Here is a 17,487-nt window from a genome sequence, read left to right as displayed (position 1 = left end):
CGAACCTGCTCGCCCAAAAGGAGGAACGATTAATTAATTTCTTACCATACAAGAACCGATGCGCCCCACGTAAGGCCGCCTCCAAAGCCGACAAGCAGGATGGTATCTCCCTCTTTCATACGTCCCTCTTCAGCCGCTTCTACCAGAGCCAGCGGAATGGATGCAGCAGACGTATTTGCATACTTATCGACATTAATTACACATTTCTCTTCTGGAAGGTTCAGACGTTCCATTGCTGAATGAATGATCCGAATATTCGCCTGATGTGGGACGAACAAGTCCACTTCCTCTTTCGCCACTCCAGCTTTACGAAGAACTTCCTCTGTCGCTGTCCCCATCACACGAACGGCAAATTTAAATACTTCACGGCCGTTCATGTAGATGAAGTGCTTACCGCCGGCAACCGTATCTGCTGAAGCCGGAAGTCTGGAACCGCCTGCTTCCAGCTTCAACTGGCTTCCGCCAGCACCTTCCGCACCAAGGTCAAAGGACAGAAAACCTCTGCCCTCAGGCACTTCACCAAGCACTACCGCACCGGCCCCGTCACCGAACAGCACACAGGTATTGCGGTCTGTATAATCTGTAATACGGGATAAGGTATCCGCGCCAATCACAAGCGCGTTGTTGTACATCCCTGTCTTAATAAAGTTCGTTGCGGTTGCCAAGCTGTATACAAACCCCGAGCATGCCGCGGACAAGTCGAATGCCGCAGCCTGCTTCGCTCCCAGCTTCTCCTGCAGCAGACAAGCTGTGGATGGGAACGTCATATCAGGTGTTACTGTGGCTACTATAATAAGGTCCAGTTCATGTGGAGCAATTCCTGCCGACTCAAGTGCCTTCAAGGAAGCTTCATAAGCCAGATCCGAGGTTGCCTGTTCAGGCGCGGCGATATGGCGTTCACGAATTCCGGTACGCGATACGATCCACTCGTCATTCGTTTCCACGATTTTCTCCAAATCCGCATTGGTTAATACTTTCTCGGGCACATACTTACCTGTTCCAATAATCCCTACCGATCGCAAATTATTCACTTAATTCACTCTCTCCCCGCTGCTAAATTCTTTGGATATGTTCTGAATCAACTGACTGCGAAGGGCAATTCTTGCCTGCCGGAAAGCATTCTTGATCGCATCCGCGTCCGAAGAACCATGTCCTTTGACCACAAGGCCGCTAAGTCCAAGAAGCGGTGCCCCGCCGTGCTCCTTGTAGTCCATCATACTTTTCAGTCCTCGCAGCTCAGGCATTAGGACTGCTGCAGCCAGCTTGTTCTTCAGTGAGCTGGTGAATTTCTCCTTCAGAATAGAGAACAAAGCCCCAGCGGTTCCCTCCAAAGATTTGAGAAGAATATTTCCCGCAAAACCATCACAGACCAGAACATCACAAGCCCCAGCCAGCACCCCATGCGCTTCCACGTTACCTACAAAATGAATAGGAAGCTCCTGCAGAAGCGGGTAAGCCGCTTTGGTAAGCTCATTTCCTTTGATGGCCTCAGTTCCCACGTTGAGCAGGCCTACTCTCGGTCTTTCAATTCCATGCACCTGCTGACGATACACGCTGCCCATCAAAGCATACTGTGCCAAATGTTCAGGCTTTGCATCCATATTGGCACCGAGGTCCAGAGCCAGAACACCTCGCCCGTCAACGGTTGGGATGATCGGAGCGAGCGCCGGACGCTCAATGCCCTCCATTCTTCCCACTACAAGAAGGCCAGTTGTCATCAAGGCCCCCGTATTTCCGGCGGAAATCATCGCATCCGCCTCGCCTTCACGAACCATTCTTCCGGCAACAACCATGGAGGAATCCTTCTTGCGGCGAACCGCTTTGACAGGTTCGTCCTCCCCGCCGATCACTTCTGATGTATGACGTATAGTCAGGTTGGACGGACGTTCCGGCAGCAGCGCTTCAATCTGGACCTGATCTCCGACCAGAACGATTTCAATGTCCTTCCATTCCTTGGCGGCTGCAAGCGCGCCCTCCACATTAGATTGCGGCGCGTGGTCTCCCCCCATGGCATCAATGGCTATCAACATGCGTAGTTCCCCCTTCACTGTGTTCCTCTTTCCCGGAACGATAGATGACGAAGTTGCCTTGGAAGACCATCTCCTCACCTACATATGTGAACACCTCAACCTTAGCTTTTCCTTTGTTGCCTGCCTCAGATCTGACATAAGCTTTAGCAATACATTTCTCTCCCAAATGCACCGATCTCACAAACCGGATATCCGCAGAAGAAGTAAGTGCAATTTCATCATTAATAACGGCGACCGCAAGGGAGTTCGCTTGCGCGAATACATGATGCCCCCGGGCGATTCCTGTCCGCGAGAAGACATGCTCATCTCGTATTTCAAAAATGGATATCCCGCTCCTGTCGAGTTGAAGATCAACGATATCCCCAATCACTTCATGCAGCGGCAGAGACTTCACCTGATCATAAGAAAGCTCGGCCATCAGCTTCATCCGTTCACGGAGTTCAGGTATCCCAAGCTCCAGACGATCCAGACGAATGGTCTGAATACTTACTTTGAGCTGACGCGTCAGTTCCTGATCGGTAATGAATGGATTCTCTTCAATCATTCTCACGAGCTGCTGCTGTCTCGCCCGTTTGGGCAAACGTTCGATATGTATCGCCCCCTGCGTGATCTATAAATTATTTAAATAGTAGATATATTGTTTTAGAACCAGGTACTAAGCTTTAGTATAAATCATCCTGTTTTAAAAAGAAAGACAATCCCGAGAGAAGCGCCCCAATCCATCTCCATGAATTCAAAAAAAATAGCACCCCATCCAAGATGTAGGTACTACTTTGATTTCGTTCATTATTGCTTGATAATTTCTCTTGCTTTGTATGTTCCGCATACTTTGCATACGTGGTGAGCAAGCTTCAATTCTCCGCATTGTTCACATTTTACCATGCCCGGCACAGCCAATTTGAAATGAGTGCGACGTTTGTCACGACGCGTTTTGGACGTTCTCCGTTGAGGTACTGCCATGGTTCCCACCTCCTTATTCAAGTCAACCTGGTTCCATTGCTTAGTTTAGACGACCGTTATATGAATGTGAACAAATACTTCACTTGTTCATTCCATATTGGTGTCAGACTTTATTATTGTTGTTTAAAAAAGTCCTTCAGCGCCGCAAGACGCGGGTCGATGACTTCTTTATCACAGCCGCAATCCTGTTCGTTCAAATCGGTTCCACAAGTAGGGCACAGACCTTTGCAGTCGTCCTTGCAGACGGCAGCAAACGGGAGATTCAGAAGCAAAGCCTCTTCTATGAAAGGAACCAGATTCACGTCATCCTCTGCAACGTAGCGGATTTCGTCCTCTTCGTCCTGTACATTCTCTGTATTCTCACTGTACTTAAACCGTTCCTCGAAATTGATACCGACTTGTTTCTTCAAAGGCTTCAAGCAGCGGGAGCACGTCATGTCCAGTTCGACGGATAACCTACCCTTTACATCTACTTCACCCTCACCGGAAGGGACTACCTTCAGATCAGCTTGAAGCGGACTCACATGAGTAATATCCTTGCGGCCTTTGGTTACATGATGAACATCCAGCGCCTCGTGGAATTCCACAGGGCCTTCGGTTGACGCTAATTTGCGAAATTGAAAGTGCATGTTTATCACTCCAAACAAACAAAAATTATTATACCGATTTTTAGAGAGTTTTGTCAATAACTTATACGCGCTGCTCCCTTTATTATACGGCATTTCCCGGTATCCTACCCACAATAAATTGCAATATACCGCGCATCCATAGGGACAGGTTCGTAAATTATAGCATGTTTATTCGGTAAATGATGCAGTTCATGATATTATTTCTAATAAAATAATACCCGTGTAAATCCAAGGAGGCCTCGATTGTGAGTATCGTCGGCGTAATCGTTGAATATAACCCGCTTCACCATGGGCATGTCTATCATTTCACCCGAGCCAAGCAGGAGACCGGAGCCGAAGCGGCCGTCGCCGTAATGAGCGGCAACTTCCTTCAGCGGGGCGAGCCGGCCATCGTCTCGAAATGGGCGCGGGCGGAAATGGCGCTGTCTATGGGCGCCGATGTCGTATTCGAGCTGCCGGCCGCCTATGCGGTTCAGCCGGCGGAGTGGTTCGCGTACGGGGCCGTGTCGCTGCTGAACGCGACCGGGCTCGTGACGCACCTGGTCTTCGGCAGCGAGGAGGGAAGTACCGACAAGCTGCAGGAGCTTGCCTCGCTGCTCGCCGAGGAGAGCAGCGACCTGAAGGGCGCCGTGGCGGAGGAACTCGCCTCGGGCGCCAGCTACCCCGCCGCCTATGCTGCGGCGGCGGAGCGGGCCCTTGCGCGCGGCACGGCCGAAGGCGCGCGCGGGCTCTTGATGCAGCCCAACAATTCACTTGGGCTGCACTATATGATCGCGCTGCGCCGGCTTGGCAGCAAGGTCATGCCCTTGACTATCCGGCGCGAAGCGGCCGGATATCACGATGCCCAGCCGGGCGAGGGGCCCATCGCCAGCGCCACGGCAATCCGGCGGCTGATCCTGGCTGAGGGACTGCCTAAGGCGAGTCCCTATATGCCTGATTATGCCGCCGACATTCTCGCCCGCGAGCTGCGCGAAGGCCGCGGGCCCGTGACCTGGGAATCGCTCCGTCCGCAGCTTCTGCATCAGCTGCTGATCCATCCTGCGGAGCAGCTCTCCCAGACCTACGAGATGACGGAAGGACTTGAATACCGAATCAAGAAGCTGCTGCCTAATCTTGCCAAGCCCACAGTCACCCACCTTCTTCAAGCCCTGAAGACCAAACGTTATACTCATACCAAGCTTCAGCGCCTGCTGGTACATGTGCTTCTAGGCCATAACAAGCGGTCATTCACCCGGGAGATTCTCTCGAAAGGGCCTGGCTATTTACGTGTTCTGGGCTTCACAGATAAGGGAAGAGAACTGCTCAAACGTATGAGAAAGACGGCCTCGCTGCCGATCCTGACGAGGCCGTCTGATTTGTCACATCCCCAGCTGGAGCTCGATCTTAGAGCTTCGGCGGTCTATGCAAGTTGTCTCCCTACCCTTGATACGAACGAGCTTTATCGCGATTATCGTCAGCCGCCTATCCAGCTTTAGGCGTAAGCGAACTGAGATACTGAAGTGCATCGTCCACCGTCCTGACAGGCACAAGCTTCATAGAAGTGCCGATGTCCTCCGCTTTCTTCTTCGCATCCTTGAAGTTATCCTCTGGCACGAAGAAGATCTCGGCCTTCTCCCGGTCAGCCGCCACAATCTTGAACTGCACACCGCCGATCGGTCCTACGGCTCCATCTGCTGACATGGTACCCGTTCCAGCGATCCGGTATCCTTTACTGAGATCCCCTGGTGTGAGCCGATTGTAGATTTCCAATGTGAACATCAGGCCGGCAGAAGGTCCACCGACCTGAGTCTTGGCGAATTCCACCTGCTTCTGAGGATCCGCCGACTTTACCTTTCTAAGTTCAACTATGTTCGGCCCAAGTCCAGCCGGGGACTCCCCTGTGGCAGGATCCTTCAGGTTTATGAGTTCAACCTTCTCTTCCAGCTCTCTTCCATCCCGATTCAGCTCCACCTGGACAACTTCTCCCGGTTTCCTTGATTTCAACATTTCGGTCAATTCTTCAAACCGGGTAACCGGCTTTCCCTCAATTTTCCGAATGATATCACCAGGAACAAAATCTCCTTTAGGCGGAGGCGACGTGGAGAGAGATATGGCAAAAAGATACTCGGACTCAATACGGTAAGGCAGCTTGGCCTTTGCGTAAGCCGCAGCCATGGCACTGGACTGCGAATCACTCATATAGTACACCTGCTGAGTTACATATTCTTTGCCGCCCTGTTCCGGCGTCTTTCGGACAATTTCTGCCTCGGAGTTGAACTGGGAAGTAATCAGCATAGCCAGGTTCGCATAGGTCACCGATACTGTAGTCATCATGAAGGTCCCCTTCTCTTCCGGGTCCCCCTCCTTCACAATAATCATCGGCTTGATCTCCTCCGCCGTACCCGGCTGATTAACCATATAAGGCGTGGGCATATACACCACCACGTATATGATAACGGTCATCATGATCATGTATAATGCCAATTTAAAAATTCTTGAATTTCTCAACTGCACTGGCCCCTCCCTCTTCCTTACCCGCAGCATGGACGAAGCTGGTCTGATATTTATCCGCCATGCATAAAATTTGTACTAGCCGTAAGAGCATGCTGTCTCTTAGTAGTTCAATCCATCTTTATTCCATAATGAGGTGAGTCATTCATGAAGGGAAGTCACCAGCAAGGAGGACCCCTGTGGGTAACTATCGCTTTGGCTAGCTGCGCCGTACTGCTTGCAGTCAGTATTGTCAAATCACCAGGTGCCGCGTTTGAAGCGTCACTTCAGGGCCTGACTCTATGGTGGAGAATTGTATTCCCTGGACTTTTGCCATTCCTGGTCCTGTCTCAAATGTTGGTTGCTTACGGATTTGTCCATGCTCTGGGTACCGTACTTAACCCCCTGCTTCAAAAAGGACTGGGGGCGCCAGGAGTTGCAGGTTGGGTACTCCCTTTCGGACTAATAGCCGGTTTTCCAGCGGCAGCAGAAGCCTCAGCCCAGTTGTATACAACGGGTAGGATTACGGCCAGACAGGCCGAAAAATTAGCTGCGGCCGGGCATTTCTGTAATCCCATGCTGATTATTGTCGTTGTTGGCACCGGTTTTCTTCATAAACCGGGACTTGGCCTGCTTCTTGCAGCCGTTCATGGTATTGCCGGCATCGCCGCAGGCCTAACTCTCCACAAGCTAATACTCCAGAGCCGCAAAGACTTATACCAGGCTGGCCCCGAGCCTGTCCGTACGGGCACGCGATTACAGCAAATGGTTCACAGCATTGAAGAAGCCCGTCGGTTAGACGGGCGCAGCTTTGGCAAGTTACTAGGAGATACAGTAGCTTCCGCAGTTCAGACGTTAATGATGATCGGCGGATATATGCTGATTTTTGCGGTAGTAATTCGGATGATCGAGTACCACATACCCGGGATTGGCTCAACCTTTATACTTCCAGGACTCTTAGAGGTTCATCTGGGCAGCTACGCTGCCGGAGCTTCCTCCACCTCTGTACCAGCACTGCAAGCTGCACTGATTGGTGCGATTCTGGGATTCAGCGGGCTGTGTGCCTATCTCCAGGTGCGAGCTGTCCTTAGACCAGTCGGGATCGGCACAGGCGGCTTCCTGGTAACGCGAATTTTGCATGGCTCTTATGCTTATGTACTAACACTCTTGCTCTGGAAGCCGCTTCTCAAGCTCTTTCCAGGCGCTGCCCCCGTCTTTGGGGATATAAGTACTGATGACAGGATGAGGAACTCCATCCTTCAGCTCCCAGGTTGGTCCCAATCCTTCTCCCTAATGGAATGGCAGTTCATCACGCTGTTGTTCATTACAGCCTGTCTAATCCTGTTCGCTATCATTTGGCGATTCCGCAGCAGTGTATCCCATTAAGACCTAATCTGAGTCTTAGGTGCAAACTTCTGTCTTAGAGCTTCCTCAACTTCCGGAAGAACCAGATCTACAACCTCACCCTGAAACCGGGCAATTTCCTTCACCACACTAGAGCTTAAGTAGCTGTATTTCGGATTGGTCATCATAAATATGGTCTCCACTTCACTGTTCAGCTTGTGATTAATGGAGGCCATTTGCATTTCATATTCGAAATCTGTCACGGAGCGGACACCCTTGACAATAACGTGTGCCTTTTTCTGCACCATATAATTGACAAGCAGATCACTAAAGCTGTCCACCTCCACATTCGGCAAGTCTTTCGTTGCCTGCTGAAGCAGCTGCTTTCTCTCTTCCATAGTAAACAACGGATTTTTACTCGAATTGTTAAGAACGGCTACGATTAAAATATCGAACTGTCTTGCGGCCCTCTGGATAATATCCATATGTCCCATGGTGACGGGGTCAAAGCTGCCCGGGTACACCGCAATTCTCAAATTTTTGTTGATTTCACTCATCCTGCTTACTCCTCCTGTCCGGTCTCTTCCAAATTCGCGTCCCGCACATATTTGTACACCGAAACAGCCGTCTCGCCGTATTTAGCTTTGCGCACGCATATGAAATTACCAAATCGTTCAGGATATTCATATGAAGATTCATATTCTAGAACAATCGTGGCATTCTTTTCCAGAAGAGCCAGCTCGTCCATCTTGTTCATCAATTTGTCCCCATGCTTCAGGCGGTATGGAGGGTCGAGAAATACAAGGTCAAAAGAAGTCCCGCGCCTCGCCAGCACCTTCAAGGCCCGCTCCGCATCATTCTTATATACTTCGGCTTTATCCTCCATACCCGTCGCTTTGAGGTTCGCTTTAACTACCTCAAGACTCTTATATTCAAGATCTATAAATACCGCCTGGTCCATCCCCCGGCTTAACGCTTCGATCCCGAGTCCCCCGGTTCCTGCGAATAAATCCAAGGCCCTACCACTCTCAAAATAAGGACCAATCATACTAAAAATGGCCTCCTTCACTTTGTCTGTGGTCGGCCTTGTCCCAGAACCAGGCACAGCTTTAAGCGGCCTGCCCTTGGCAGTTCCTGAAATTACGCGCAATTTGTGTCACCCTATCCTTCGTCACATCCGTGTCGCTTTTTTTATGACGATATCGTACCATACTCCTACCTGAAATGAAAAACGCATTCCCTAGGTTTTCCCTTTTTTTGTGAAACGCAGGTATAAAAGTGACGAGAGCGGACACAATAAAGATATCGACATCACCAAATGTCGTAGACAACCGCGGAGAAGACTTACGTTTCCCCATAAGCTCTTCGTCCGGTTTCTCCTCTCCCATGATGGGGATCTCGCAAGAGATCCCCGGACAAAAGCCCTTGTATCGTGCAATTATACGAGGGTTTTTGTCCTTTTTTTTATTATTGATAACGCGCTGGGCACGAAATAAAAAAAATCACATTTCAATATTTCGTCCAATACTCCGTATTGCCGCCTTCGCTGCTGTCCCGGGGGACACCAGGTTGTGTACGGTCCCAACCTTCCAATATCCGTATGGTTCCAACATCCTTCCTGTCCTCCCATACGATATACTTCTCCTCCTCAAGCCGAAAAAGGCCCTTCTCGATCTCCTCGGGATGGTGTCTGCCTGTCAGCCTCTGAATGTCCCGCATATCCGGTATACGCCGGTACTTCAAAGAGAAATTATACAAAATCCGCAGCAGCTTGCGCTCGAAATCAGGGAGCATACGGAACTCCTCCTTATCGCATTTCTATGTATTTATTAGTATTCCCTAATAGTTCTCAATTAAATTATATAGGAACGTATGTTCTATTTTCAAGTCTAAAGAAAGCCCATGTGAGCACATGAGCTTTCTTGATTATTTTATATAGAGAATTCGTGACTGACTAAGAGGTTCCCAGGCTTGTCTGGAAGATCTAAGCTGTCTTGAAATGAAATTACTTGGACTTAATATCTTGTAGTTCTTTAGGGAGCGACTTAGCTCCAATAAAACTTTTCGTTGATATGGAGGATTTCTTCGCACTCTTGTACAACAACATAGAGATACTGCGGGCTAACGACTGCTTCATTCTGATTCACCTCCCTTCCAGAAAGGCAATATAAGAAAAGCTTGAACAGCACAGGCAAGCGCTATTGCTGATGACAGAAATAACAAGTTAGTTAGCACAAGCATGAATGAGATCGCTTTCATGTAAGGTGTCAAAGGTGAAGGGTTAAGTTCCTCAAGAATGTTAGGGGAGTATATCAAGAATATGGCTGCAGATAGGAGTGTGAGTAACCGTACTTGATCATGTTCCAATGAGATTAATGAAATACTCACAAATATAGCGGCGGACACAATAGCACAAAGGGTTAGTGACTTCATATGAACGCCGCCCGAGAACCTTCTTACCATCAGGAAGGAGAGCATGGCAAGGGAGGCCTCCCTTAAGTTCCCGGTTATCCATCCAGCCAGAACGGTCAGCAGTACTGTGGAAAGGAAATTCAGGCGTATGCCCAGCTCATACTCCAGAACTTCGAGGCTAACCGGTCCCTCTGGATCACTTTGCTTTATCCTGCTGGAGAGATGCTTCGACAATGCTTCTAACCCCTTCATAATCGCTCCTTTGGGAGAGGAAATAGGAAATGCTGAAGGTTGAGAAAGCCATGATGGTAATACCCAGAGAATCTACGTTGTACAGAAAAAAACTAATCAGGAAAATGGTTACAGTAGAAAGAATGGAGGCAATTAACAAGGATGTCTGTTCTTTCTGGGGAGAAGGCTGCCCGTCCTGTGGAATCCGGATAAATGAGAAGCCCAGACGAAAGTACTTAAGAAAGATAGCGATCCCATAAGCAGCGAGAATGGAACTGATCTGGATCAGGTACACAGCACCCTCGGTCTTCAACAGATCACTCTGATAGATCATGCCGACCAGGTGATAAACATAGTAGATCGTAAGCTGCAGAATCGCATAAGCAGTAACCCCTGCTCCAGCAACAAATGAGGAATGACTGAATTTAAGTCTATAAACAAATTTGATAAAGATCAGGAAGAACACATACTGAATTGGAAGATCAAGCTGTGGAACTTCAAGCACCAGCCTCATTACAAATGAAAAGAGGGCTATGAATACAACAAAACCAGCTACTTTGAAGCGGTAGGACCAGAGAGGAAGCCTGTAAAGGGAGATCATTAGAGCAAACATGGCGAGGGCGTCACAAATCCCAAGACCAATATAAACATAAGAAGACAACAAAATACCTGCACCACCCTATACTTATTAACTAGATTATAGGGAAGTACAGGGGAAAGTTCTAGTACTTTATGGAAACAAAATATGAAATTTCAAAAGTATTTTTAGCAGTATCTTCACGGATCCATGGATATTATTGTATAATTAGTTAACATTTAAATGAGGAGTGATTATCTGTGAAAAGACTGGACTCATTTGAGAGGATCCTAATTCTCTTTGCCGCTATCATTGTCCTCTTTATAATAGGTTCCTGTACGGCCTTTCTCTACTTCTCCTCCCTTGTATCCCCTTGATACCATGGATTAATATGCACCAGAACCTCTTCTACGTAATTCACTTCACTTTTTATTGAATTCCGGATTGCCTTGCTTACATCATGACCTTGCTGTACCGTCATCTCACTTGGAATACTTACCCTAACATCAACAATAATGTAATTCCCCAATTCCCTTGCCCGAATCCGGTCAATCCGCTTCACATGCTCGGCCCGCTTCACAATCTGATGAATCTGGTCCAGCTGTTCCTGAGAAATATTCTTTTCCATCAGAACATCTACAGATTCTCGCCCCATCTTATAAGCCAGCTTTAGTACAAAGTAAGATACTACTAGTCCGGCAATAGGATCACCATATTTCGTAAAAGGAATATCATAATGATCTCCAATTAGTGCAAGGCCGATCCCTGCACAGGCAGCTGCAGAGGCGTACACATCCGCAAGATGATCATAGGCCGTTGCCATTAGACTCTTGCTGTTCTCCACCCTGCCTACCCGGATACAATATACATACAGCACCTGCTTCCAGACCAGTGAAATTACCGCGGCGGACAAAGCGATTAGACTTGCCTCCTCAGCAGGTGAGAAGAATGCTTCTATAGATTTGACTATCATTAGAACTGCGGCAAGCGCCAGAATCAAAGCCACAACTGCTGAGGCCAGAACTTCCGCTTTACCATGACCATAAGGGTGATCCTCATCTGCGGGCTTTTTCGATATCCGGGTGGAGGTTAAAGCAGCAAAAGAAGCCACCACGTCTCCCGCATTATGTATACCGTCTGCAATAAGAACCTGGCTCTTGAACAGAAAGCCGACAAAAATTTTAAGTCCTGTCAAAAACAAATTGCTGATCAGACTAATCCAGACTGCCATAAATGTTTTGTTTGCTGCTTGCATTATTGGACATACCGCCTTGTTAGTAATTTGCATGCTTCACCGGCCCTGGCCGGCCAATCTATCTTAACCAAAGGATAGGGTGTGGGTCTAGAGAAACAGTGTTGTTGCCAGCCTTAAACAAGGGACATTCACAACACTTTTCCCAAAATACAAATTTGTTTCAGAAGTGCAAAACACGCTAGTCTCGAACAGGAATTGGACATAAAAAAGCCAGCACCGTTGGACATTACCTGTCCAATCCCAGACAGGTATGACCACGCTTAACCGCGGGTGCATGGCTCTTTTGAAGGCAGTTTTTCACTGAGATTAAGAATCTATGTTTCTTGAAGTGAACTTGGCAAGGATAGCCCCAAGTGTTCCAATATCCACGGGATCCTCTGCTTTCCAATCGCTGCTGATTCCGGCATGGTCGATCAGCCACTGTCTGCCGGATTCCTTCCATGCAGGAACTTCATGATTGTTCGCAGGGGATTCCGACCCGTCATTTCCTTTCTTATAGACAGCCATCAGCTCAGCCTCACTCCCCTTATATTCATTCAGATCGACATTTCCGCTGATTCCCGGAACCTTTCCCTCGCTTGTATACTGGAGGAACTGCCAAGATTTCCATCCCGACTTATTTACCGGGGGCACATTGCTGTAATAAGCGTACCACAGCGGCACATCTGCAAGACTTGAGTCCAGGTATCCCTCGATAAAGCTTGGATATGTGTATAATAGCGGAGTTACGCCGGTCTGCCGCTTGAACTCATCAACCCAGGAACGGACCGTAGCCGTCACATTGGCCCGGGTTCTCGCCTCCTTGGTCTCTGCGTCCAGCACAAAAGGCAGATCAAAAGAACTCATTCCCCCAGCCTGATTAATCACTTTCAGGAAATGGTCAACCTCATCTTTCACATCAGCAGGTTTGGCTGCCCTGGTGAAATGGTAAGCTCCTACCAACAGGCCAGCCGCTTTGGCTCCTTTTAAATAAGTGAAAAAGTGATCATCCGTATAGCGGCTACTCTCCGTAGCTTTAATAAATACGAAGGACTTGCCTGCAGCTCTCACCTTCTGCCAATCAATGGAACCCTGCCAGTGGGAGACATCAATACCTTGTGCATGGTTTCCGCTTCTGGTCTGCATATGATCCCTCCTTTTAGCTTAAGACAGCATATGCCAAAAAGGATGACGCCGCAGCGGCCTGTACCCTTATTCCATGATTTTTCCAGGATCAGCCACTTTCTCAATCTTCTTCTCGGTCCGTCTATCACTGCCCAGATAATACTTCTCTATAGGTTTGAAGTGCTCATCCAGCGTGTATACGAGAGGCGTACCGGTAGGAATGTTAAGATCAATAACCTCTTCATCACTCATATGATCCAAATATTTCACCAAAGCTCTAAGGCTGTTGCCATGGGCGGATATAATTACTCTTTTGCCTGCGGTGATCTGGGGAATAATCATCTTGTTCCAGTAGTCCTCCACCCTAACAATCGTCTCTTTCAAACTCTCGGTCAGAGGTATAAATTGATCCGATACATCTCGGTATTTCACATCATTTCGCGGGTACCGATCATCCTCTTTGGTAAGGGCAGGCGGCAGGACATCATACCCCCTGCGCCACAGATGGACTTGATCCGCTCCATACTTTACAGCCGTGGCTTCTTTGCTTAGACCTTGCAGAGCTCCGTAATGCCGCTCATTGAGCTGCCAGGTCTTATGAACGGGAATCCACAGCAAGTCCATTTCTTCCAGTATGTAATCTAAAGTCTTAATGGCCCGCTTCAAATAGGAGGTGAACGCCACATCGAACACGAATTCATCCTGCTTCAGCAGCTTCCCGGCTTCCTTCGCCTCTGTAACTCCCTTCTCGGACAAATCGACATCCGTCCAGCCTGTGAACCGATTCTCCAGGTTAAATATACTTTCTCCGTGTCTCACAAGTACTAATCTGTACATACGGCTACCCCTCTCTCAATAATTAATATATATATTTACCCTTTATCCAACGGTCGCGGAACTAAACCCGCCTGAGTTCTACCTGCTTGTGATATAATCGGAAATAATTACAAATTTCGTGGAGGTTCCGATGTCTAAATTTCTCCTGTTTTCAGCATTGTGGTGGCTTGTTGGAAATCCATTTCTGGCACTAATCATCCTGTTGGCCATTATTTATGTGCTTGACCGGCAATTTGTCGGCGTGTTCCCAAGTGTGACCAGACCTATCCGGCGAATGAGGAGCATATCCTCACTGCGTCAGCAGCTTGCAATGAATCATCATGACATCTCAGCCAAACGCGATCTTGCAAGACTTCTGCTTGAGAGAAAGAAATTTAACGAAGCCTATTCATTATTGAAAGAAATGGGGCCATCGTCAGAGGAATCTGCAGAATATTGGGACGACCTCGGAAATGCAGCTTTAGGACTCGGCCAGGTAGAGGAAGCCGAGATACATATGCTTCATGCTCTGAAGCTTAACGAACGTGTTCGTTACGGACAGCCATATCTTAAGCTTGCAGCCGTCTACCAGAACAGAGATGCCGAGAAATCTATATCTTATGCCGAGAAATTCAGCTTGATTCACTCCTCTTCCAGCGAAGCTTACTATTTGCTAGGCAACGTATATCAATCCCTGAATCGGCAGTCAGAGGCTCGTAAAGCCTATACTGAATCTATCAGCATTTATCGATCACTGCCCAAGTACAAAAAGCGCCATGAACGCAGATGGGCACTTAGAAGCTGGATCAAACGACTAAAATTATAATCTTCCAATATTATACATCAAATCCCGAATATACAAAAAACCAGCCATTAGCATGTCGACTAGCTCACAAGCGGATGGCTGGTTTTTTGTAATTCATGCATGCCTATCTACTCTCCAGGATGAATCATACCCGAGACGGCAAGAGGTTCAAAGTTCTTCCGAAGACTTGGGTCATGTATAATTTCCTTCCAAGGGTCACGGGTCTGCTCAAGCGCGATCTCGAGACGTTTCAGCAGCGCCTGCCGATCCTCCGGCTGTTTCAGTGCTTCTATAATGGAATCAAGGCCCACTCTCTCCACCCAATGTGCGGTACGCTCATTCCAAGATGCATTTTCTCTATAATACTGGAGAAAAGCACCTGACCATTCCATAACCTCATCCTCGGTCCTTACGGTGCAGAGCAGATCGGTTGCCCGCACCTTCACTCCGCCATTACCTCCGACATGAAGCTCCCAGCCGCCGTCTATCGCCACGACTCCGAAATCTTTAATTGTAGCTTCGGCACAGTTCCTTGGACATCCCGATACAGCCATTTTGAATTTGGAAGGCGTATTTATTCTCTCGTAGGCTTTCTCGAGCCTAACTCCCATGGCCATTGCATCCTGCGTACCAAACCTGCAAAATGTATTACCCACACAAGTCTTAACGGTCCGAAGCGTCTTTCCGTACGCGTACCCGGAGGCCATGTCCAGGTCCTCCCACATCCCTGGGAGATCCTCTTTCTTAACGCCAAGCAAATCGAGGCGCTGTCCTCCAGTAAATTTAACTAAAGGCACCTCATAACGCTCCGCCACCTCAGCTATTTTTTTCAGTTCAGATGGTGAAGTTACCCCACCATAAATCCGGGGTACGACGGAATAAGTGCCGTCTTTCTGTATATTCGCGTGGTAGCGCTCGTTCGTAATCCGGGATTCCCCTTCATCCTCGTAAGAATCCGGCCACAGCATACCCAAATAGTAATTGAGAGCCGGCCTGCACTTGGAGCAGCCTTCCGGCTCACCCCAGCCCAGCACGTTCATCGTTTCCTTGACACTCTTAAGCCCCATGGACTTCATCGACTGAATAATCTCGTCACGCCCAAGCGGTGTGCAGCCACAGATCCCTTCCTTGACATTAACGGAAGCTTCTTCACCTGCATAAAGAGTCAGGAGCCCTTCAACAACAGGCTTGCAGCCTCCGCATGATCCGGTTGCCTTCGTACAGGCTTTGATAGCTCCAACTGTTGTACATCCCTTATTCGAAATTGCATCGGCGATGGCCGCTTTCGACACCCCGTTACATCCACACACAATCTCATCATCAGGCATGGCTGCCAGCCGCTGAACAGGATCTGCCTGACTCTTACCAGGAGCGTACCCAAGCAGCAATTCTTTCTCACGCCCGGCAACAGATTCTCCGCTCTTCATAAGAGAGAATAACATCGGGCCATCCCCCGTATCCCCGAATAATACAGAGCCAACCAGCTTATCGCCCCTAAGTACGATTTTTTTATAAATCCCTTCCACTTCATCCTGGTAACACATGGATCGTGTATCTTCCGAGCCTTTGAATTCTCCTGCCGAGAAAACATTAACACCAGATACCTTCAACTTCGTCGACGTCATAGAACCGTGATATCCCTCGGTCGGCACACCGGCCAAATGCTTGGCAAGTACAGCACCCTGTTTATACAAAGGGGCTACCAGGCCGTAGGAGATTCCCCGGTGCTCCGCACACTCTCCCACCGCATAGATCCCTTCTACCTGTGTAGACATATAGTCATTGACAAGAATACCGCGTCCTACAGGAATACCCGCGTCTTTAGCCAGCTCCATATTCGGTCTAATGCCTACGGCCATCACTACAAGATCAGTTTCTAGCAGCGTATCATCCGTGAAAGTAATATGGGTAACTCGCTTCCGCCCCCCGATGTACTCGGTCTGCTTGTTCATCAGGAACTTCATCCCCTGATTCTGGAGCTCCCTCTTCAGCATCCGCGAAGCCGGGGAATCCAGCTGCCGGTCCATAAGCTCGCCATGGAGATGAATAACCGTCACATCCATCCCAAGATTCAGCAGTCCTCTGGCTGCTTCGAGACCTAATAGTCCCCCGCCAATAACAGCTGCTTTCTTATACTTGCGAGAAACCTCAAACATCGTCTCACAATCTTTGATGTCTCTAAATCCGATAACCCCTTCCTTAGCGGCCCCTGGGACGGGGAGCATATACGGGGAAGAGCCAGTCGCCATTACGAGCACATCATAAGCTGCAACTACGCCCTGGTCAGAGACCACTCTTCGGGATTCGATGTCGATATGTTGAACCCGGTGTCCCGCATAGAGCTTGATTCCGTTATCTTCATACCAGTTCCAATCATTCAGTACGATTTCACTAATATCCGTTCCGCCTGCAAGGACAGTGGATAACATAATCCGGTTATAGTTAGGGTGCGGCTCAGCACCGAATATGGTGATCTCATAAGATTCCGGCGATAACTTCAATAAGTGCTCCAAAAATCTGATACCGGCCATTCCATTGCCGATCATAACTAATCTCTTCCGTGCTGGGGTATGCATGAGCAAAACTCCTTTCAATTAGAGAAAGCAAAAAGATTCAGGCACCTGCAGACAATAAATTGTATCCGTGAAATATTTGTTACAGAAAATATACATTACACTTTACATTAATGTCAATATATATGACATCAAATTATAATAAATAGATACTTTCAAAGCAAAAACTTAATTTTATGTAATAATACCTAACATATATATGACTTTTTACTACTCACAACATCTTATAAAAGCCTAAGTCAACAAAAAAACTGACATCTTGTGTGGTTGTTAAATAAAAAA

The 17,487-nt window shown here is 48.2% G+C and carries 19 protein-coding genes; 3 read left to right on the top strand and 16 right to left on the bottom strand.

Features of this window, described 5'->3' with window-relative positions; translation table 11 throughout:
- Positions 1-41 precede the first annotated feature (41 nt).
- The 5 genes from EJP77_RS18280 to EJP77_RS18260 all read right to left on the bottom strand — a co-directional run bounded on the left by EJP77_RS18280 (position 42) and on the right by EJP77_RS18260 (position 3,619).
- Positions 42-1,031: a beta-ketoacyl-ACP synthase III gene (locus tag EJP77_RS18280; RefSeq protein WP_127200703.1), complete on the bottom strand. Its 990-nt coding sequence runs from the start codon at positions 1,029-1,031 to the stop codon at positions 42-44.
- Positions 1,032-2,030, bottom strand: a complete 999-nt coding sequence (gene plsX / locus EJP77_RS18275) for a phosphate acyltransferase PlsX (protein WP_127200702.1) — start codon at positions 2,028-2,030, stop codon at positions 1,032-1,034.
- Positions 2,014-2,610, bottom strand: a complete 597-nt coding sequence (gene fapR, locus EJP77_RS18270) for a transcription factor FapR (RefSeq protein WP_127200701.1) — start codon at positions 2,608-2,610, stop codon at positions 2,014-2,016. The genes plsX and fapR overlap by 17 nt, the downstream gene beginning before the upstream one ends.
- A 206-nt stretch (positions 2,611-2,816) precedes the next feature.
- Positions 2,817-2,990, bottom strand: a complete 174-nt coding sequence (rpmF, locus tag EJP77_RS18265; RefSeq protein ID WP_026263995.1) for a 50S ribosomal protein L32 — start codon at positions 2,988-2,990, stop codon at positions 2,817-2,819.
- 113 nt (positions 2,991-3,103) lie between these two features.
- Positions 3,104-3,619 carry a YceD family protein gene (locus tag EJP77_RS18260; protein WP_127200700.1) on the bottom strand — a complete coding sequence of 172 codons (516 nt, stop codon included), beginning with the start codon at positions 3,617-3,619 and terminating at the stop codon, positions 3,104-3,106.
- A 245-nt stretch (positions 3,620-3,864) separates the two neighbouring features.
- Here EJP77_RS18260 and EJP77_RS18255 point away from each other — a divergent pair, with 245 nt between their 5' ends.
- Positions 3,865-5,094, top strand: a complete 1,230-nt coding sequence (locus tag EJP77_RS18255) for a nucleotidyltransferase (RefSeq protein WP_127200699.1) — start codon at positions 3,865-3,867, stop codon at positions 5,092-5,094.
- Here the strand turns inward: EJP77_RS18255 and EJP77_RS18250 are convergent.
- Positions 5,081-6,142 carry a SepM family pheromone-processing serine protease gene (locus EJP77_RS18250; RefSeq protein ID WP_127200698.1) on the bottom strand — a complete coding sequence of 354 codons (1,062 nt, stop codon included), beginning with the start codon at positions 6,140-6,142 and terminating at the stop codon, positions 5,081-5,083. The two genes, EJP77_RS18255 and EJP77_RS18250, sit on opposite strands and share 14 nt — an antisense overlap.
- Before the next feature lie 114 nt (positions 6,143-6,256).
- Between EJP77_RS18250 and EJP77_RS18245 the strand changes: the two genes are divergently transcribed.
- A complete protein-coding gene (locus EJP77_RS18245; RefSeq protein WP_127200697.1) occupies positions 6,257-7,474 on the top strand; it encodes a nucleoside recognition domain-containing protein in 1,218 nt (405 codons plus the stop codon).
- On the opposite strand, the gene coaD is transcribed toward EJP77_RS18245, so the two are convergent.
- The 9 genes from coaD to gpmA all read right to left on the bottom strand — a co-directional run bounded on the left by coaD (position 7,471) and on the right by gpmA (position 13,848).
- Positions 7,471-7,989, bottom strand: coding sequence for a pantetheine-phosphate adenylyltransferase (coaD, locus tag EJP77_RS18240; RefSeq protein WP_127200696.1), 519 nt, complete (start codon positions 7,987-7,989; stop codon positions 7,471-7,473). The two genes, EJP77_RS18245 and coaD, sit on opposite strands and share 4 nt — an antisense overlap.
- A gap of 5 nt (positions 7,990-7,994) precedes the next feature.
- Positions 7,995-8,582 (bottom strand): 16S rRNA (guanine(966)-N(2))-methyltransferase RsmD, encoded by a 588-nt coding sequence (gene rsmD / locus EJP77_RS18235; RefSeq protein WP_127200695.1) that lies wholly within the window; start codon positions 8,580-8,582, stop codon positions 7,995-7,997.
- 359 nt (positions 8,583-8,941) lie between these two features.
- A complete protein-coding gene (locus EJP77_RS18225) occupies positions 8,942-9,226 on the bottom strand; it encodes a hypothetical protein (RefSeq protein WP_127200693.1) in 285 nt (94 codons plus the stop codon).
- A gap of 211 nt (positions 9,227-9,437) precedes the next feature.
- On the bottom strand, positions 9,438-9,569 hold the full coding sequence (locus tag EJP77_RS21030) for a hypothetical protein (RefSeq protein ID WP_281278503.1): 132 nt from the start codon (positions 9,567-9,569) through the stop codon (positions 9,438-9,440).
- Complete coding sequence (locus EJP77_RS18220; protein ID WP_185897397.1) at positions 9,566-10,078, bottom strand: accessory gene regulator B family protein; 513 nt, start codon at positions 10,076-10,078, stop codon at positions 9,566-9,568. The genes EJP77_RS21030 and EJP77_RS18220 overlap by 4 nt, the downstream gene beginning before the upstream one ends.
- A complete protein-coding gene (locus tag EJP77_RS18215) occupies positions 10,041-10,739 on the bottom strand; it encodes a hypothetical protein (protein ID WP_127200691.1) in 699 nt (232 codons plus the stop codon). The genes EJP77_RS18220 and EJP77_RS18215 overlap by 38 nt, the downstream gene beginning before the upstream one ends.
- A 262-nt stretch (positions 10,740-11,001) precedes the next feature.
- Positions 11,002-11,907 carry a cation diffusion facilitator family transporter gene (locus tag EJP77_RS18210; protein WP_127200690.1) on the bottom strand — a complete coding sequence of 302 codons (906 nt, stop codon included), beginning with the start codon at positions 11,905-11,907 and terminating at the stop codon, positions 11,002-11,004.
- 306 nt (positions 11,908-12,213) lie between these two features.
- On the bottom strand, positions 12,214-13,032 hold the full coding sequence (locus tag EJP77_RS18205) for a glycoside hydrolase family 25 protein (protein ID WP_127200689.1): 819 nt from the start codon (positions 13,030-13,032) through the stop codon (positions 12,214-12,216).
- A gap of 66 nt (positions 13,033-13,098) precedes the next feature.
- Complete coding sequence (gene gpmA / locus EJP77_RS18200; RefSeq protein WP_127200688.1) at positions 13,099-13,848, bottom strand: 2,3-diphosphoglycerate-dependent phosphoglycerate mutase; 750 nt, start codon at positions 13,846-13,848, stop codon at positions 13,099-13,101.
- A gap of 130 nt (positions 13,849-13,978) precedes the next feature.
- Between gpmA and EJP77_RS18195 the strand changes: the two genes are divergently transcribed.
- Positions 13,979-14,653, top strand: coding sequence for a tetratricopeptide repeat protein (locus EJP77_RS18195; RefSeq protein WP_127200687.1), 675 nt, complete (start codon positions 13,979-13,981; stop codon positions 14,651-14,653).
- A 107-nt stretch (positions 14,654-14,760) separates the two neighbouring features.
- On the opposite strand, the gene nirB is transcribed toward EJP77_RS18195, so the two are convergent.
- Positions 14,761-17,208 carry a nitrite reductase large subunit NirB gene (gene nirB, locus EJP77_RS18190; RefSeq protein ID WP_127200686.1) on the bottom strand — a complete coding sequence of 816 codons (2,448 nt, stop codon included), beginning with the start codon at positions 17,206-17,208 and terminating at the stop codon, positions 14,761-14,763.
- Between the last annotated feature and the right edge of the window lie 279 nt (positions 17,209-17,487).

Source organism: Paenibacillus zeisoli (assembly GCF_003994465.1).
Classification (GTDB): domain Bacteria; phylum Bacillota; class Bacilli; order Paenibacillales; family Paenibacillaceae; genus Fontibacillus; species Fontibacillus zeisoli.
The sequence above is the reverse complement of the archived record's forward strand: the minus strand, read 5'-3'. Positions and strand labels throughout refer to the sequence as shown.

Excerpts from the sequence above, each read along its gene's own strand:
- plsX (WP_127200702.1), bottom strand. The coding sequence starts at position 2,030 with ATGTTGATAGCCATTGATGCCATGGGGGGAGACCACGCGCCGCAATCT.
- rpmF (WP_026263995.1), bottom strand. The coding sequence starts at position 2,990 with ATGGCAGTACCTCAACGGAGAACGTCCAAAACGCGTCGTGACAAACGT.
- EJP77_RS18260 (WP_127200700.1), bottom strand. The coding sequence starts at position 3,619 with ATGCACTTTCAATTTCGCAAATTAGCGTCAACCGAAGGCCCTGTGGAA.
- EJP77_RS18250 (WP_127200698.1), bottom strand. The coding sequence starts at position 6,142 with ATGCTGCGGGTAAGGAAGAGGGAGGGGCCAGTGCAGTTGAGAAATTCA.
- EJP77_RS18245 (WP_127200697.1), top strand. The coding sequence starts at position 6,257 with ATGAAGGGAAGTCACCAGCAAGGAGGACCCCTGTGGGTAACTATCGCT.
- coaD (WP_127200696.1), bottom strand. The coding sequence starts at position 7,989 with ATGAGTGAAATCAACAAAAATTTGAGAATTGCGGTGTACCCGGGCAGC.
- EJP77_RS18225 (WP_127200693.1), bottom strand. The coding sequence starts at position 9,226 with ATGCTCCCTGATTTCGAGCGCAAGCTGCTGCGGATTTTGTATAATTTC.
- EJP77_RS21030 (WP_281278503.1), bottom strand. The coding sequence starts at position 9,569 with ATGAAGCAGTCGTTAGCCCGCAGTATCTCTATGTTGTTGTACAAGAGT.
- EJP77_RS18210 (WP_127200690.1), bottom strand. The coding sequence starts at position 11,907 with ATGCAAGCAGCAAACAAAACATTTATGGCAGTCTGGATTAGTCTGATC.
- EJP77_RS18205 (WP_127200689.1), bottom strand. The coding sequence starts at position 13,032 with ATGCAGACCAGAAGCGGAAACCATGCACAAGGTATTGATGTCTCCCAC.
- gpmA (WP_127200688.1), bottom strand. The coding sequence starts at position 13,848 with ATGTACAGATTAGTACTTGTGAGACACGGAGAAAGTATATTTAACCTG.
- EJP77_RS18195 (WP_127200687.1), top strand. The coding sequence starts at position 13,979 with ATGTCTAAATTTCTCCTGTTTTCAGCATTGTGGTGGCTTGTTGGAAAT.
- nirB (WP_127200686.1), bottom strand. The coding sequence starts at position 17,208 with ATGCATACCCCAGCACGGAAGAGATTAGTTATGATCGGCAATGGAATG.